This is a genomic window from Nostoc sp. DedQUE02 (genome assembly GCF_034531035.1).
GTDB lineage: Bacteria > Cyanobacteriota > Cyanobacteriia > Cyanobacteriales > Nostocaceae > Nostoc.
In genome coordinates, this window is sequence record NZ_JAVRBY020000046.1 from 15,581 (window position 1) to 32,649 (window position 17,069).

The 17,069-nt window shown below is 41.3% G+C and carries 14 protein-coding genes; 7 read left to right on the plus strand and 7 right to left on the minus strand.

Features of this window, described 5'->3' with window-relative positions:
* Positions 1-271 precede the first annotated feature (271 nt).
* A complete protein-coding gene (gene sugE, locus RMX98_RS26420; RefSeq protein ID WP_322676438.1) occupies positions 272-592 on the plus strand; it encodes a quaternary ammonium compound efflux SMR transporter SugE in 321 nt (106 codons plus the stop codon).
* Positions 593-614: 22 nt separating this feature from the next.
* Here sugE and RMX98_RS26425 read toward each other — a convergent pair whose 3' ends face one another.
* Both RMX98_RS26425 and RMX98_RS26430 read right to left on the minus strand, forming a co-directional pair.
* The gene (locus RMX98_RS26425; RefSeq protein WP_322676437.1) at positions 615-980 is read right to left on the minus strand and encodes a Lin0512 family protein; all 366 of its coding nucleotides are present in this window, start codon (positions 978-980) and stop codon (positions 615-617) included.
* Between the two features lie 160 nt (positions 981-1,140).
* The gene (locus RMX98_RS26430) at positions 1,141-1,509 is read right to left on the minus strand and encodes a cyclic nucleotide-binding domain-containing protein (protein ID WP_322676436.1); all 369 of its coding nucleotides are present in this window, start codon (positions 1,507-1,509) and stop codon (positions 1,141-1,143) included.
* A 293-nt stretch (positions 1,510-1,802) separates the two neighbouring features.
* Here RMX98_RS26430 and RMX98_RS26435 point away from each other — a divergent pair, with 293 nt between their 5' ends.
* Together RMX98_RS26435 and RMX98_RS26440 are read left to right on the plus strand one after the other, a co-directional pair.
* Entirely contained in the window at positions 1,803-3,314 is a 1,512-nt protein-coding gene (locus RMX98_RS26435; RefSeq protein ID WP_322676435.1) for a DUF1565 domain-containing protein, read from the plus strand.
* A 227-nt stretch (positions 3,315-3,541) separates the two neighbouring features.
* Entirely contained in the window at positions 3,542-4,324 is a 783-nt protein-coding gene (locus RMX98_RS26440; RefSeq protein WP_322676434.1) for a hypothetical protein, read from the plus strand.
* 51 nt (positions 4,325-4,375) lie between these two features.
* Here RMX98_RS26440 and RMX98_RS26445 read toward each other — a convergent pair whose 3' ends face one another.
* Positions 4,376-6,445, minus strand: a complete 2,070-nt coding sequence (locus RMX98_RS26445) for a tetratricopeptide repeat protein (protein WP_322676433.1) — start codon at positions 6,443-6,445, stop codon at positions 4,376-4,378.
* A 528-nt stretch (positions 6,446-6,973) separates the two neighbouring features.
* Here RMX98_RS26445 and RMX98_RS26450 point away from each other — a divergent pair.
* Together RMX98_RS26450 and RMX98_RS26455 are read left to right on the plus strand one after the other, a co-directional pair.
* Positions 6,974-7,234, plus strand: a complete 261-nt coding sequence (locus RMX98_RS26450) for a hypothetical protein (protein ID WP_322676465.1) — start codon at positions 6,974-6,976, stop codon at positions 7,232-7,234.
* A 421-nt stretch (positions 7,235-7,655) separates the two neighbouring features.
* Positions 7,656-8,315, plus strand: a complete 660-nt coding sequence (locus RMX98_RS26455; RefSeq protein ID WP_322676432.1) for a class I SAM-dependent methyltransferase — start codon at positions 7,656-7,658, stop codon at positions 8,313-8,315.
* A gap of 223 nt (positions 8,316-8,538) precedes the next feature.
* Here RMX98_RS26455 and RMX98_RS26460 read toward each other — a convergent pair whose 3' ends face one another.
* Positions 8,539-9,495, minus strand: coding sequence for an aldo/keto reductase (locus RMX98_RS26460; protein ID WP_322676431.1), 957 nt, complete (start codon positions 9,493-9,495; stop codon positions 8,539-8,541).
* 603 nt (positions 9,496-10,098) lie between these two features.
* On the opposite strand from RMX98_RS26460, the gene RMX98_RS26465 reads away from it, so the two are divergent.
* Positions 10,099-10,839 (plus strand): SDR family oxidoreductase, encoded by a 741-nt coding sequence (locus RMX98_RS26465; RefSeq protein WP_322676430.1) that lies wholly within the window; start codon positions 10,099-10,101, stop codon positions 10,837-10,839.
* Between the two features lie 252 nt (positions 10,840-11,091).
* Here the strand turns inward: RMX98_RS26465 and RMX98_RS26470 are convergent, their stop codons facing one another.
* The 3 genes from RMX98_RS26470 to acsF form a co-directional block, all read right to left on the minus strand.
* Positions 11,092-12,138, minus strand: coding sequence for a cyanophycinase (locus tag RMX98_RS26470; RefSeq protein WP_322681935.1), 1,047 nt, complete (start codon positions 12,136-12,138; stop codon positions 11,092-11,094).
* Between the two features lie 834 nt (positions 12,139-12,972).
* Positions 12,973-14,160, minus strand: a complete 1,188-nt coding sequence (locus RMX98_RS26475) for a glycosyltransferase family 4 protein (protein WP_322681936.1) — start codon at positions 14,158-14,160, stop codon at positions 12,973-12,975.
* A gap of 635 nt (positions 14,161-14,795) precedes the next feature.
* Positions 14,796-15,872 carry a magnesium-protoporphyrin IX monomethyl ester (oxidative) cyclase gene (gene acsF / locus RMX98_RS26480; RefSeq protein WP_322681937.1) on the minus strand — a complete coding sequence of 359 codons (1,077 nt, stop codon included), beginning with the start codon at positions 15,870-15,872 and terminating at the stop codon, positions 14,796-14,798.
* Positions 15,873-16,559: 687 nt separating this feature from the next.
* Between acsF and RMX98_RS26485 the strand changes: the two genes are divergently transcribed.
* On the plus strand, positions 16,560-17,057 hold the full coding sequence (locus tag RMX98_RS26485) for a TM2 domain-containing protein (RefSeq protein WP_322681938.1): 498 nt from the start codon (positions 16,560-16,562) through the stop codon (positions 17,055-17,057).
* The last annotated feature ends 12 nt before the right edge of the window (positions 17,058-17,069 follow it).

Genomic DNA, 17,069 nt, shown 5'->3' on the forward strand with positions numbered 1-17,069 from the left:
TATTAAGAAAGAATTGTGAAGAAAATAAAAGCTAAGTAGGTGGACACAATTATTTAGAAGACGCATTTCGACTTCTCCCAAGGGGAGACGCTACGCGAACGCTCAATGCTCGGTAAGGTTATTCCTTGAGGGTTGAGTTTCGACACTTCGACTACGCTCAGTGCATCGCTACGCGGTAATCGAGCGAAGTCGAGATTCAACTTCCGCGCAGTCGAAACCCGGCCAGATCGAGTTAGGTTTAATTTAGTCCTTCTACTTAGGAGAATAAATAATGGCGTGGGTGTATTTGTTGGTTGCGGGATTGTTAGAGATTGCATGGGCAATTGGTCTGAAATATTCACAAGGCTTTACTAAGCTGATTTTCAGTATTCCCACAGTTGTTTGTATGATATTGAGTTTTTTCTTTTTATCGATCGCACTACGCACATTACCAGTAGGTACTGCTTACGCCGTTTGGACTGGGATAGGGGCAATAGGTACGGCTTTATTAGGGGTATTTTTATTTGGTGAACCTGCTTCTGTAAAGCGTTTTATTTGCATTGGCTTAATTTTGGCAGGTGTACTGGGACTCAGGTTAGTATCAAGCCGTTAATCTTGCCTGACAGAAGCCTTAATTACTCATTTTCAACCAGAACTGTAACAGCTGCGATCGCGATCAACATTTCATCATTTTTATCGTTGAGTTCAGGAATCGCCCGCCCTTGAACTATCATTCCCCCAGATTCTACGATCAGAGTTTTTCGACCAAATGGTAGTACGGCTAGTACTTCTTCTTCCCTAACTTGTTCTGGATATGGCACTGCTACCTGAACTTCTATAATCATTTCATTGGGGTGACTTAAACCTGCAACTTCCCAAACACCAGGTAAAGCATTGTGAGCGATCGCATTACGTACAGCCCTAGATGCTGCTACTGTTGGTTCTTGCCCATGCTGATCTATTCCCATCCCCATCTCAATAATCAACCGTTTACGCGCCATTGCTACCTCCGGTAAATTCTGTATCTTTCACCAAAAAAGGCAGCTATGCTGAGGGCAAAAAGCAGAGGCAATACTGTACTTTCCTTTATCTACCACACCCTTCCTGCATAGTCCTGCAATCAAAGGCACATGTTCATTGCACCTCTGCTTCCTGCCTCCTTTACAGCAGGTGCTGCAAGCGACTCAGACGTTCTGAGTAACTTTTCATCACCTGTAGGGCAAACATGGGTGTTTCCTGAACGGCAAACAGAAACCCTTCTTCATCAAGGAAACCCAACTTGGTATCAATTTTAGCAATAGCTGTGTAAGTTCTATTTTTTACTCCTACAAGTACTCCGGCACCAAAAACTTCGCCTGTTGCAATGGTTTCTACAATCTTGCCATTGACTAATATATCTACTTCTCCTTCCAGAATGGCGTACATTTCATCACCAGACTGTCCTTCTTCAAAGATGACTTGACCTGCTGAGAATACTTTAGGATCGGGTTGTTTTTGAAAGATAGTGACCGTTAACACAGGACTTAGCATTAGAGCAACCCCAAAATTCTTTGTTTTTAAGCGAAAATTTTTGATAGCTTTAGGCAACCCAGAAAAGTATACTACTTTCTGTTGATTAACTCTCAATCTCCGCAAAATTCCTGATTATTCCCCTGGTTGAAAGCCAACCGGATGAGGTGAAGCGGAAAATCGAGTCAAACAGAGAAGATTAGGGACTAGGAAGATTGGATATCTACTTATTAGGTTTCACTAACTAGAAAACCTCTGTCCTAAAATTATTCTTTAAGATTGTCATAATTAAAACAATTGACTCTCAACTATCAATGGTGAACTCTACCCTCGTTGTTACACTCTATGTCAACCCTTTGACAGGGAATGATACCAATACTGGTTCACGGTTGAGTCCGTTTAAAAGCCTCACCCGTGCCTTAAACTTAACCAAAATCCCGACGATAATTCATCTGGAATCGGGGACTTACAGCGCCGCCAGTGGTGAGGTGTTCCCACTGATCGTTACTGGAAGGGCGACAGTGGTAGGTAACGAAGCGAACAAAGGTGCAGGAATTGTAATTTCTGGGAGTGGCGAGTATCAAAGCCCCAGCTTTGGTATGCAAAATATCACGCTGCTCTTACTAGATAATGCCAGTCTTTTAGGTGTAACTGTCACCAACGCCTCAACCAAAGGTACTGGTATCTGGATTGAATCGGCTGCACCGACTCTAGCTAATAATACTTTGAGTGACTGTGGACGGGAAGGTGTCTTTACCACTGGTACTGCCAGGCCCGCAATTTTAGATAACATATTTGTGCAAAATACTGCTAGCGGATTAGTGATGGCAGGTCATAGCCAGGGAGAAGTACTGCGGAATGTATTTCAAAGAAACTCGTTAGGCATAGCAATTAGTGATTTTGCCGCTCCGACGATCGCCAATAATAAATTATCAGAAAATCGCACAGCGATCGCACTTTCTCGCAACGCTCAACCTGTGCTGCGTCAAAATCTTATGACTAAAAATACCCAAGGTGGTCTATTAGTCAATGGTAATGCAGTTCCCGATTTAGGTAATATCCAAGATCCTGCTGATAATATTTTTCGCGATCATCATGAATTTGATTTATATAATGCCACTACACAAAAACTGATTTCCGTAGGTAATCAATTAAATCCTTCTTTAGTCAAGGGTTTGGTCGAATTGATCCCAAGCAATGGAGTAGCAGTTAGCACCACTTATTCAGAGAAACCGACAGCATCGCCATCTGAAAAACTCCTTGTGTCTCCCCAACTAAATGGACATTGGGGAGAACCATTTATTCAGGCATTAGCAAGCATGGATTTAACTCATACTTTTGCTGATGGCAGCTACCAGCCAGATAAACCCATGACTCGCGCCCAATATGCATCTCTGGTGGCGATCGCTTTTAAGCCATTTCCTAAAATTCCGGCATCTGATTTTACGGATGTACCCAAGGATTTTTGGGCTTATAGCGCTATCCAAATCGCGGCTAGCGGTGGCTTCGTTGGCGGATTTAGCGATCGCACTTTCCGCCCCGATCAAAATGTGCAACGATTACAGGTGATTGTCTCCCTAGTCAACGGGCTGGGACTACCAACTGTTAATAGCAATGTTTTAGAAGTATATAGCGATCGTCATACCATTCCCGACTATGCCCGAAAAGCTGTTGCTACTGCTACACAACAGCAAATAGTTGTCAACTATCCAGATCCAAAAGTGCTTGCACCTTCACGTCTGGCAACACGCGCCGAAGTTGCAGCAATGGTTTATCAAGCATTAGTTGCCATTGGGCGAACACCTGCGATTACAGGTTTCAAGTAATTAAACTATACTACTCCCCGATCCCATCTCATTCGTGGTATAAATACTTGAAAATTGCTGTAAATCAGTCTATGTAGGGTTGCATTCTAGAACTTGGCAAGTAGAATAGGAAACACTGCTTATCGGCTTGGTAACTCTTGGAAAAAAAACCATGTAGTTAAAAGCACGTTAGGCTAATATGCGATGGGTGACAAATCTTAGACCTATTGCCTGAAGCTAATAGCCCCATGTTAACAACACTTCCAGATACCTCTGCCAACTTGGCGATCGCATTATTAATTAACTATAGTTTTGATCTCAGTGGATATAGTGCCAATGAGCTAGTTGAACGTTGGCAAACACAATACCCACTTAATTGGTTACATCTGGCAGTGATTGAGGCACTATATCAAGGCCGTTATAAAGCGGTTTCCGTGCAACAAATCTTAGTATTTTGGCAGCGTCGGGATCAGGCTACATATCATTTCAATATGGAATTTGAACGTATGGTTTGTAGCAAATTTCCCCAAAATTTAACCTCGTCGCCTGCACCAGCCCTACCGCCAGCCAAGAAAAGCCCCATTGTAGAGAAAGTAACGACTCCTCAATTACCAGCAGCAACGACTCCTCAATTACCACCAGCTAAGATTCGTAACGGCTATCAATACAGCAATACAGCAACTCTCCAACTGAAAAGTTCCGAACAAAAGGCATCTTTAGTTGAAGAAGAGGAGAAGCAAGAAGCTAGAGAGAATAAAACTGTCTTGAAATCTCCGCTTTCTGGGAAACTTGCCTCTTCGGCAACCCTTCAGCTATCGTCTGCTGTCAGCCAAAAGCAAATTGCACCAGAAAGTCCACCACCCTCGCCATCACCAAGCCATCAACGACAGCCAAAATTGTTGCCACCTGCTACTATTCATGCCCCTATAGGGCAATTTACTCCAGAAAAAAGCGATCGCTCTGACTCCTTTACATCTAAACTCAAAGCTATGTCTGGAGAACAAAATCGAAGTGTGGGAAGTGGGGAGTGAAAGAGAAAAGGGAAATAACCAATCCCCAATCCCCAATCCCCAATTAAATTTTTACTCTGCAACCAACAACTTAAAACGCTCATCATCAGCAATTTCATCAAAATCTAAGTCAGTTGCTGCATCTTCTTTATACCTGGGATCAAGTTCAATTGCTTGTTGAAGAGTTAGCAGAGATCGTTCAACTTGTCTTTGCAGTGCGTAACAAGCTGCTTTGTTGTAATGGGCACTGGCATAATCTGGTTTAATTTCTAAGGCTTTGTTAAAACTAGCGATCGCTTCATCATCGCGTCCCAATCTTACTAAAGTATAACCATGTTTATCCCAGATTTTGGGAGAATTGGGTTGAATTTCTAAAGCTTTATCCAAAGACGCTATTGCCTCTTCATATTCTTCTAATGCTATTAGGGAAAGACCACGATTCAACCAGGCAACGGCATCATCAGGCTTGATTTGTGTAGCTTTATCAAAGGAGGCAAAGGCTTGCTGATGCTGTTGTAAGTTTCCAAAGGCAACACCGCGATCGCACCAAGCTTGATGATAATCTGGTTGAATTTGAATAGCTCTATCATAAGATGCGATCGCATCTTTGTAGCGTTTCAATCTTCCGAGAGTTAGACCGTGTTTTAACCAAGCCACAGGTTCATCAGGTTCGATTTTCAGCGCTTGGTTGTAAGCTGCGATCGCATCTTCATAGCGCCTTTGAGAAAATAGCTTATCTCCTTGTTTCACATACTCATCACCCGTGAATTCCGGTTGTTTAGGCTGTTCCTGTATTTCTTCCTCAACTTCAGATTTCACCACCTCTGCAATGGATTCAGAAGGAATTTCGGTTAATTCTTGAATAATGAGATTTTTTCTTTCTTGGGCATCCAATTGTAACTCAGATAGTTGAGAGACAAACTCAGTTTCTAATCTTTCTAACTTCTCCAAAATTAGAATCTTTTGTTGTTGAGCATTCCATTGTATTTCTGAGAATTGCGAACTAAATTCTGAACCAGACTTTTCTAAATTCTCAATGATTAACTCTTTACATTTTTGGGCATCTAATTGCAATTCCGATAGTTGAACAGCAAATTCTGACTGCAATACAGCTAAACTTTCAACAATTTTATTTTTTTGTTCCTGAGCATCTACTTGTAATTCCGATAATTGCAATCTTAATTCTTGATCGAATTTTCCTAAATTTTCAAGTGCGATCTCTTTTTGGTTTTGAGCATCTCCCTGTAATTCCGATAATTTATCAGTAAATTCTGACTGCAATTTTGTTAAGCTTTCAAAAGCTACATCCTTTTGCTTTTGAGCATCAGACTGCCATCCAGAAAGTTGAGAGATAAACTCAGACCTTGATACCTCTAAATCAGTAATGGCTAATTCTTGCTGTTGCTGCACACCTAACTTTAAATTAGACAGTTCCTCTGTTATAACAGATGCTAATTTTCCTAGATTATCGAGTGCTATATCTCTTTGTTGTTGAGCATCCAACTGCAACTTAGATAGCCCAGAAGCAAATTTTGACTCTAAGTTTCCGATATTTTCTTGAGAATTTTTAAGTTCAGTTTCTAATCTACTTAATACCTGTGCTTTCGCTAAATTTAGATCGGATGTAAGGTTAGATATATTTTCTTGCTCACTTCTGATTTTTTGTTGTAAAGCAGTCGTTTCTTGTTCTAATTCATAATTAATTTTTTTAGCTTCTTGAATAACATTTTCAGCCTCTTGTTTAACAGTGGTTAGCTGATTTTGCAGATTTTCCATTCCTTGTATTTGTTGCATTGCTCTATCAACAATTTCACGGATTATCACCCGTCGCAGAAGCCATAATAAAGCAATAACTGCGATTGGAAATAGACTTAATATAACTAGCCAAAGATCAAGTAAGATAGTTGTACGGCTAAAAGCGTTCTTAAAATCAGATTGCGCTTGCTGTTGAATTCGCTTTTCAACTCGTAGTCGTGTTAATTCTTCCCGTTCCTGATTCGATAACACCGGAGTAGGAGTTAGTGCTGGATTGGGTGATGGTGCAGATTGTCCACTGGCAATACCAGGGGATAGCAGTAAGGGTAAAAATATAATAGTGCTTTTGACAATTAAAGCGAAAACAGCTTGATTTTTGCTCTTCATAACAACCATCTCAGTCTGTTGGTCAGTTTTTGAAGCGGCGTGCCTCTTTCCAATCTATAACAGAATTATGTAGTGAAATGTTATAGAGGCAATGATAAATGCTGAACAATCCTTAACTAATCTGTTTTGTCGTCTCTTAGTGTACATACAACTTCGGTGGTGGAGTGCAATCCAGTTTTTGACATTTTCTTTTGCAATCTCCCATTATAACATTACTAAGTTGTACCTATTGCCAAAGATGCCAAAAACCAAGTAGCACAAATAATAATTTATTAATCAGTGGAAGACAGATTGCAGATTTTTACAGATGAAGTAATTTGTCAAGGCAATTTGGAAGGATTGTAGTAGGTAGAATCTTGGAAATCACCAAATTAGGTATTTTCATACTTGCACTTTATCCTCTTAATTACGAATTACGAATTACGAATTAGTAATTATTGGTCAGGTGTGGAGACTTCAGACTAACATTAGATTATCCAGGATAAGTAGATGACTTATCCGAAAATTAACTTAACAAAGGCGGTAAAAATGAGTCGCATAAATCCTTATACACTGCAATTGCAGATTACCCGAATGTTTGAGCAAGGGCAATCATTTTTTGCCACAACCAAGGTACAAGAATGGTTGAAAGAACACAAACACAATCCAGCAGATTATGACATTATTTTCCATAAAAAACCAGCACCTCCTGGTTCTAAAGAAGTGATGGTAGTGGAAATTGAATTACGCCGTAAAGATGGAGAACCTGTAGATCCCTGGTTACAAGAACAAGCAAATCTCCATGCTTGATTTTAGCAAAGAGCAATTTTCAATTTAAATTCATATTATAGGAATCCGCTTTGATTTCTGTATCCCTCACGGGAGCGTAGTCATACTTATTTGGGTAGGAGGCAATAGAGAAGAGGGAAGAGGCAATAGGCAATAGGCAATAGTTAAGAAGACTTCCTAGTTGTACTGAGCTTTTTCACGTAATCAAATATGAGTCCTATATCTTAATAGAGTTTACCAAAATAGAGCGTTCCCAATTGCGGAACGCTCTTTGTTATCTTTGGATGGAGCATAAATACCTTTTAAACTATCTAAAGTTAATCATAATCACCCTATCAGGTGAATCTAATGGGTGAGGCATAAAAAACACAAAGCATAGTACCTTGAGGGTATAAATGGTTGCTTGGTACAGCAATTTATACCCTCAAAAATTAGGAAGTAGATGATGACTGTAAACCAAATTATGGGAGATTCACCAAATCAAAATTATGATAACTTTGGTAAACGTTTTTTTGCCTGGATGATGGCTAAAACTAGCGGCACGTATGATAAAATCGTCAGCGATCGCAAACGTTCTCTTTTTGCAAACCTCCAAGGTAAAGTGTTAGAAATTGGCCCCGGAACAGGCCCTAACCTACCTTACTACCCTAAAGATATCCAGTGGATAGGAATCGAACCAAACCCACACATGCATTCCTATCTCCAAAAAGAAGCCCGAAAACTGGGTTTAAACATCGACCTCCGCATTGGGAATGCTGAATGGTTAGATGCGGAAGATAATAGCATAGATACTGTTGTTAGTACATTAGTTTTGTGTTCAGTGCCGAATATAGACTATACATTAAAGGCAATTTTAAGAGTACTTAAACCAGGTGGACGCTTCTTATTTATAGAACACGTCGCCGCACCTCAAGGAAGTTTATTGCGACAACTACAAAACACAGTTAATCCGATTTGGAAAGCGATCGGTGATGGTTGTCATCCAAATAGAGAAACTTGGATAGCTTTAGAAAATGCTGGTTTTAGCAGCGTCAATTATGAGCGATTTGATGCCCAATTACCGATTGTTAGTCCTCATATTATCGGCGTAGCAACAAAGTGAATGAAGTTTTTGGCGTTGCTGAATAAATTTATCGAACAGAATTCAGGAGTCAGGAGTCAGAATTCAGAATAGTTAAAGAATCAGGAGAACATTTGATGAATAAATATACTAATCATTCTAGATTCCTGATAAATTTTAACTCCTGACTCGTGGGTGCTGAATTCTTATCTTTTTGAAGAAGAACCCTACAGCTTGACCGATGGGGTTTGTGACATTAGAGATTTTATGGATTCTCGCGTAAGAAATCAGCAATCTTCTCTACTTCCTGCTGATTGAGGCGAAATTCTCCAGCACCGATAATTCCTTCCACTTGTTTTGGATTGCGTCCGCCAACGATCGCAGCTGTCACCGCCGGATTGTTTAAAGTCCAAGCGATCGCTACTTCACCAGGCGAGCGATCGTGTTGTTGACCAATGTGCTGTAACACCTCCACCAGCTTCAGGTTACGAGATACACGTGGCTCCTGAAATTCACTACTATTCTTGCGCCAATCATCATCTGGTAAATTAGCAATCCGCTCAGGTGTCATCTTTCCTGTGAGCAAGCCAGATTGCATAGGTGAATACACAATTACGCCTATATTATTTTCCTTACAAAAAGGCAGAATTTCCTTATCTACATCGGGCTTCACTAGTGAATAAGGCGGTTGCAATGAAGTTACTGGTGCAATCTCCTGAATACGTTTCAACTGTTGTACATTGAAGTTTGAAACCCCGATATAGCGAACCTTCCCCTCATCCTTGAGCTTGGCGAGAGTCGTCCAGCCTTCTTCAATTTCTGACTCTGGGTTAGGCCAGTGGATCTGGTAAAGGTCAATGGTTTCAATATTGAGTCGGCGCAAACTGGCTTCAACCTCCCGCCGCACAGAATCAGCCTTGAGGCTGCGACTGATTTCGCCCTTTTCATCCCAGATCATCGAGCATTTAGTAAAAATGTAAGGGCGACTAGATCGACCTTTGAGCGCTTTAGCAACAACCTCCTCAGAATGCCCTAGACCATAAATAGCTGCGGTATCAATCCAATTAACGCCAAGGTCAAGAGCGCGATTGATTGCTGCGATCGATTCCTCATCATCCTGCGTTCCCCAACCAAAAGCCCATCCACCTCCACCGATCGCCCATGCACCAAAGCCAATTGGGGTAATGTGAAGCTCCGAATTTCCAAGCTGTTTGGTTTGCATATCTACCCTCTTCCAGAATTTTTGAGTCAATTGCTACTTTAAGCTGCAAATATTCTCTCAACAGCTATCTGAGGTGTGAATTAGTACTGGTGCAAACACAACACTCAAGTAGGGCGCGGGGCGCACAGTTGCTACGTGCCCCTACAAATGTAAAAATAGGCGTTGCTGATTGCGGTATGAAAAATAATTTTGCGTTATTTCAAAATCCTTGTAGAGACGTTGCAATGCAACTTGTAGAGACGTTGCAATGCAACGTCTCTACATCCAAATTCATACCTCGATTCAGCAACTCCTAAAAATAATTTAGCCAGCACAGTAGTAGATTTATTAGATTCGCAATAGGACTCATATTTGATTTCTAAAAAAATTCAGTACAACTCAAAAAGCCTTCTTGCCTATTGTGCCTCTTGCCTCTTACCTATTGCCTCTTCCCTCTTGCCTCTTCCCTCTTCCCTCTTCCCTATTGCCTATTGCCTCTTGCCTCTTGCCTCTTCCCTCTTCCCTCCTACGCAAATAAGTTCAAAAATCAAATCGGATTGCCCTACACTAAACTTACTGCAAAATGTTAATAGTTATCAGTGTTGCTCAAAATAGAGAAGTAATATGCCAGAAGATTTAAAAGGCAAAGTTGCGCTGATTACAGGTGCAAACAAAGGTATTGGTTATGAAATTGCCCGCCAATTAGGTTCTAGAGGTGCTACTGTTCTTGTTGGTTCAAGAGATAGAGGGCGTGGTGAAGAAGCGGCGAATAAGCTTTGTTTAAATGAGATCGATGCTCGAGCAATTCAACTTGATGTCATCGACCAAAAAACAATCGATTCTGCGGGCAAACAAATCGAAAGCGAATTTGGAAAACTTGATATCCTTGTAAACAATGCTGGGATCGTAAGTGATGGCGATCGCGTTCCACCGAGTCAAGTTGATATTGAAACACTGCGACACACTTATGATACAAATGTATTTGGAGTGTTTGCAGTTACAAAAACGCTGTTGCCACTGTTAAAGAAGTCAACAGCAGGGCGAATAGTAAATTTATCAAGTGGTTTAGGTTCTCTGACTCAGAACTCCGATCCAAATTATGAATTCGCTAACATTAAGCTTCTTGCTTATAATTCATCAAAGACAGCAGTAAATGCAATCACAGTTTTGTTGGCTGCTGAACTTAAAGATACCTCGATTAAAATCAATGCTGCCGATCCTGGTTTTACAGCAACTGACATTAATCAATACCAAGGGTATCGCACTGTTGAGCAGGGAGCGATCGCAGCAGTGAAACTTGCTACTTTACCTGATGATGGTTCTACTGGAGGGTTTTTTGATGAAAATGGTGTGGTTCCCTGGTAAAAAGTAGGAAAATTGAGCCTCAGAAGGTCAACGTTGAGCCTCAGAAGGTCAACGTTGAGCCTCAGAAGGTCAACGTTGAGCCTCATGAAGGTCAACTTCGAGCCTCAGAAGGTCAACGTCGAGCCTCAGAAGGTCAACTTCGAGCCTCAGAAGGTCAACTTCGAGCCTCAGAAGGTCAACATTGAGCTTCAGAAGGTCAACGTTGAGCCTCAGAAGGTCAACATTGAGCTTCAGAAGGTCAACATTCAAAATTTAATAGGGATTTGAATCAATCCGTCCCCTTTTGACACTCCTGAGATAATACCCAGAGGTTGGTCGATTTCTTAAGTTAAAGGTGTCGCCACTGCGAACTTTCCAAATTTTGTAATTAGAAAAGGTCAAAGGCGTTCGGGGTTCGCATACTTCCGGTAGATGATTGCCAAGTACAAAGTACGCCGCACCCCTACCCATAACTTTCACCAAACCGTTTTTATCGATCAGAACCGATGTACTTTCGCTAACTGCTATACCTAAAACACTGCTAGATACACCATCCTTAATTTGACGGGCAATGAAAGTCATAATTCGACCCATTCTTTCCCGCCTGTCGAAGTGTGTATCTACAATAGTTCCCTTCAAATTACTCCAATTGAAAAAGTTGTAAGTAAAAGTAATGTCTCGATAAGGATCTTCGAGTGCATCTCTAGTTTCAATGCCTTTTTCCGAAGAAGCGCAAGCATCATAGACACAATCACTTTGGATCATTGCACCTGCACTAGTGCCACCAATACCACCTCCCTTAAGGTAAACTGACTTAACAGCAGCCTCAAGCTTGGTATCTTTCCAGTTGCGGATGTATTGACATTGATCGCCGCCAGCAAAGAAAACTACATCAGCATTTCGGATTTTTTCATAAATCTCGGCTTTGTTTGCCTCTTGTCTATCCCTAACCAGAAGAGTTTCCACAAAATTTACGCCCTTCATGGCATAAATTAGCCGATTGTAATCGTGATTACCATTAGTGCGGAGAACTACAACATTAACTTTAGTGCTGGAGTTACTACCTCCCCTAACTTGGTTAATCATCCACTGGATAGCATCATCGACATCGGGGCCTCCCCCACCCAAACTCAGGACTGGGCCCGCTAAGGAGGGACGGACATCAAAGGAAGGAGTGGAGGGACGAACATCAACAGTGTCACCCAGGAAGTAGCGTTTCCAGTTTTCGATAAAACGGGTTATTAGGAAGGTTCCCATCTTCAACAACTTGATTCCTGTGTTTTTCAAGCGCCTTGCTATGCTTGGGAATGCCTTTGTCATATTAAGCTTCTAGAGCAAACTGCAATTATTGCTAGGCTGTTACGCACTTTAATAGCTTATTTATTCGTGAAATTCGTCCTTTGCCATTAGTCATTTATCAGTTACCTTTTATGAATAATCAATGACAAATGACAGTTTTAACGAAAAATGTGCAACTTAAATGCGTACTAGCTTAACTCTGGCACTAGAGAGGGTAAAATTTCCAGCGTACAGGCTTGTACTGTTTTTTAACGCAAAATAACGCAGAGTAATCATTAATTCTCTGCGCTACTGTCCAAAAATCCTTATATTACTTGTAGCTTTTAATTTCGGCGAGATAAAATCTAAAATTGGTGTTGCTGAATCGAGGTATGAATTTGGATGTAGAGACTAGCAATTGCTAGTCTCTACAAGGATTTTGAAATAACGCAAAATTATTTTTCATACCGCAATCAGCAACGCCCTAAAATTTTATCGAAACAGAATTCAGGAGTCAGGTGGTCGCCGAGCCTGTCCTGAGCGTAGCCGTTGGCGTGGTCACTGAGCGTAGTCGAAGTGCAGCCTCTCGTAGAGAAGGGCGTAGTCGAGGTGAGCCAGAATGGGCTAAACCTTAGCTATCCGCTAACAGAATAAATTTTGTGCGACACTTCCACTAGGCTCAGTGCATCGCTGGTGGATGAATCCAGGGGTTTAAGACCCCCACTAAATATGCAGATTTAGCGGTCAACAAGACAGTGGGGGATTCAGATCCGCCACTGATGAATTCTGACTCCTGAATTCTGACTCCTGAATTCTGACTCCTGAATTCTTCTTTAATTTAGCTCCCCGACTTCTTCAAGAAGTGGGGGATCTGTCTTACCACATTATTTGCGATCGCTCTTGTACAACTTGTTGATATACTTCCTCGGTTTTCTTGGCTAATTTTGGCCAGCTAAAGCGTAGTTCTAAATCTTCATAAGCATTATCCACAAGCCATTGGCGATATCCTGGATTTTTCAACACTTCCAAAATTCCCCAAGCTAAAGAATCAGGATTGTTCACCCAAGTTACAATACCTGTTTTGGTATGTTGCACCACTTCTGGAAAACCACCAGTATCAGAAACCACTACAGGTACACGAGAAGCAAAGCTTTCTAAAGCTACAATTCCAAAGGGTTCGTAAAGACTCGGAAAAACGGCACAGTCAGCGACAGTTTGAAATTTATCTAAGTATTCATCAGAGAGAAAACCGGTAAAATAGCAATGATGCCAAATTCCCAAATCCCAGGCTTGGCGTTTGAGATGGTCAGTATTGCCGCCACCAACGATCACAAATTTAACATTACCTCCCATTTGGGCAAGGATCTTGGGTGCGGCATTGAGCAATACTGGTACACCTTTTTCGTAGGTCATGCGACCAAGGTAATAAACTATTTTCTCATTGTCTGTGGCAAATTGGCGGCGAAAATCCAAAGCATGAAAATCTACGTGATGCCGTTTCTTTTCGGCTCGGATACCGTTATAAATGACATCGATTTTGTCCCAAGGACTATGTAGCGCTCGTTCTACTTCTTGGCGCATATAGTTGCTACAAACGATAATCCGCCAAGCGTTGTAAGCCAACAAGATTTCTTTACCATTTATATAACGTTGGATGTCTGTGTGAATACCGTTGTAGCGTCCGTATTCTGTAGCATGAATTGTGGCAATTAGTGGTATTTTAAAATTATGCTTGAGAGCGATCGCAGCATCTCCGACTAACCAATCATGGGCATGAATTAAATCAAAAGATCCTTCCTCTAAGATCAACTTACCACCGTGATCTCCCATACTCAGGTTGAGATTAACTATCCAGTGGAAAAAGTCGTTACTATGTGCCACTGGCACTCGATGTACTTTTACTCCTTCAACTACCTCATACATCGATGCCTGACCAAACTCTGCTGTAATCAGGTGGACTTCATGTCCTAGCTTTACTAGTTCCGGGTACAACTCCGCTACATGCCGTGCAATTCCCCCAATAATCCTTGGTGGAAACTCCCAACTCAATACCAGTATCTTCATCTAGTAGACTCCCCGACACTATATAAATATCTAACAAACTACATTTACCTAAAAATACAAGTCTGGCGAATGCAGTGAGTATTTTTACTAAATTTTTAGATTTTTTAACAGTTATTTTGTTAAAGCTTATCAAAGGTTATCAACTGTAGGCTACGGGTAGGAAGCAAGGTATGATACTAATTCGTCATGACGCTCAAAGACTCGCTAACGTAATTAGGACAATTGAGCGATCGCACAATGGTATGAAAAGCAGCGTCTAGGTAGGGCAAGGTTAGCACCTTAGAATACTGTTACCTTCTCACGGCTACAAGTTTACGCGTTCTAAATTTGGGTTGAATTCAGAGCGATCGCTTCTTCTGCCAAGGATCAAGCATTCATCTTATACCAATTTAATATGAAGTTGCAGGCGGAAAGAACCCCACCCTAACCCTCCCCGCAAGCGAGGAGGGAACCAGATTTTCCCCTCTTTTGCAAGCGGGGAGGGGATTAAGGGGTGGGGTTAAATTCTATGCAGCTTCACAAAGAATTGGTATTAGATGTAATCATCAGCTTGGAAAATTACCTCGCTGGCAAAAACAAAAAAAGTGGTTCTGCAATCAACAGAACCACTAAAGCTTTCGCAAGCCTGTTATAACTTAACGAACTGCCCCTTGAGTAGAAACAGTATCAATCGGTTTCATCAGGTACAGCAGGAATAACTGCCAGCCGTTGGAGATGTAAAGCGGCAGTTTTTGGAAGATTTGCAAGAATTTGGGAGTGTTGGAATTAGCGATCGCACTCAGCTTCTGATTATTGCTGATACAAATATCCAAGCGCTGATAAAACTCTGGATTCTCTACATCCAGCATCAGAGGGAACACTCTACCTGCATTTTCGTTGGTCTTCTTAATCACATGGATATCGTATTCTCGTGCATCCAGTCCAAGGGTGGCATAAAAGTCCTTGCGTTGGATGTCATTAAGATACATAGTCGCAAACACCGACAATAAGAAGAACCGACTCCACAGCCGCGCTTTCCAATCATTCAACATTTGCGGCTGAGATTTCATGATTGCATCAAAGAAATCGCCGTGACGGTTTTCGTCTTGACACCAGTTCTCAAAAAACCGGAAGATTGGATAAACCCGGTCTTCGGGATGTGCTTCTAAATGGCGATAAATGGTGATGTAGCGCCAATAACCAATCTTCTCAGAAAGATAAGTAGCGTAGAAGATAAATTTCGGTTTAAAAAAGGTATAACTGCGGCTCTTAGTCAAAAACCCTAAATCTAGGGACATATTAAAGTCCGACAAAGCTTTGTTCAAAAAGCCAGCGTGACGCGCTTCATCCCGTGACATCAGGTTAAAACACTCTGCCAAGACGGGGCTTTTTCCTTTCAAGCGACGGCCAAGTTCTTTATACAGCAAAAAGCCGGAAAACTCTGCCGTACAAGAACGCTCTAGAAATTCAACAAACAATTTACGAGTTTCCCCGTCAATATGATCCCAGGATTGGTCAAACTCGGCATCCCGAACAAAGTGGTGGCGGTTGTAGTCAATGCGGAACTCTTCAAGAATGGCTTTTAACTCGTCTTCGTTGACGGAGATATCCATCCGTGCCATTTCATCAAAATCGGTAGTATAAAACCGAGGTGTTAACAAGGTTTCTTTTGCCGGGACTTTAACCCCTGGCCGGATTTCTTCAAAGCCTGGTTTTTTGAGGGAATCTACCATGTCTTGATTGCTCTTTCGTCTTTATTATCTTAAGTAGACCTTTCGGGTGACGCTCTTACGTCCCTACCGCCACAGTAACAGCAGTTTTTCGTCTCTCACTTAGCGAGAAGACCAGACTGCATCACCAGAAATGCTCTGGCAAACTGTAACAGCCCACAATAATCCAATTGTATAAAGTTCAGTCTACCAAGGTGCGGGTGAGAAATTTCTAAGCAAAACATTAAGAGTTGCAACAATCATTCAATATTTGCGGAATCAAAAATCGCGGATTGGTAGTCAAATAAATCATAGTTCAGCGAACAAGCACGATTAGGGTTAAGTGGAGTAGCACCTACCTCTTGATTCTTAAAGCACTACTATCACAGTAATTTTCTGTGGTTGTTACTAGAATAAATTCATGGGGTTCTATTAATACGTTAAGCATCTTAAAATTAACAATCCATGAGTAGCATAATTACTGAAAAACTCTAAATACTTTAGTAATATCTTGCACTGTTTTTGAATAACTGGAGATTGGATAATGCCCACAATTTCAAATCAGAGTCGGAGCAAACAGTAGTATTTACTACGAAAATTATTAGAAAGCAATTGGTGCAAGATGTAAGTCAAGCTTTTAATACTTAGTATAAAAACAGCCTAAAAACCCATTTTAAACAACAAGAGTAAATCCAAAGGGTTGAAAACAAGATGAATCTTGAAAATAATCAGCAGCATAAAGACCGACTTTTTGTTTCTTATATCTTGTGTGCAGGGGTCTTTTTCGGATTAGGAGGACTGCACCGTTTCTACAATGGCAAGATCGGGACTGGTTTATTGTGGCTGTTGACCGGTGGTGTGTTTGGTATAGGGCAGTTCGTAGATTTGTTCCTCATACCCAATATGGTTGACGAATACGAATACAGCCTGAGATTAAAAGCGGGTGTATCTCCCTTTGGCGTGCCGTTGAGTCAAGCAGTGGTTGCCTCTCAAGTCCACCGCCCAACAGGCAACCAACTCATGATTAAACTGATCGAAGCGGCAGAAAGCAAAGGTGGTATTTTAACTGTCACTCAAGGGGTGAAGTTCACAGGAGCCAGCTTTGCTGAAGTGGAAGCTACTCTCAAGGAGATGTACAAATCAGGTTATGTAAAAATTGATAACGACCCCAATACTGGAGCCGTTACCTACCATTTCCACGAACTTTAAATTGTCATTTGT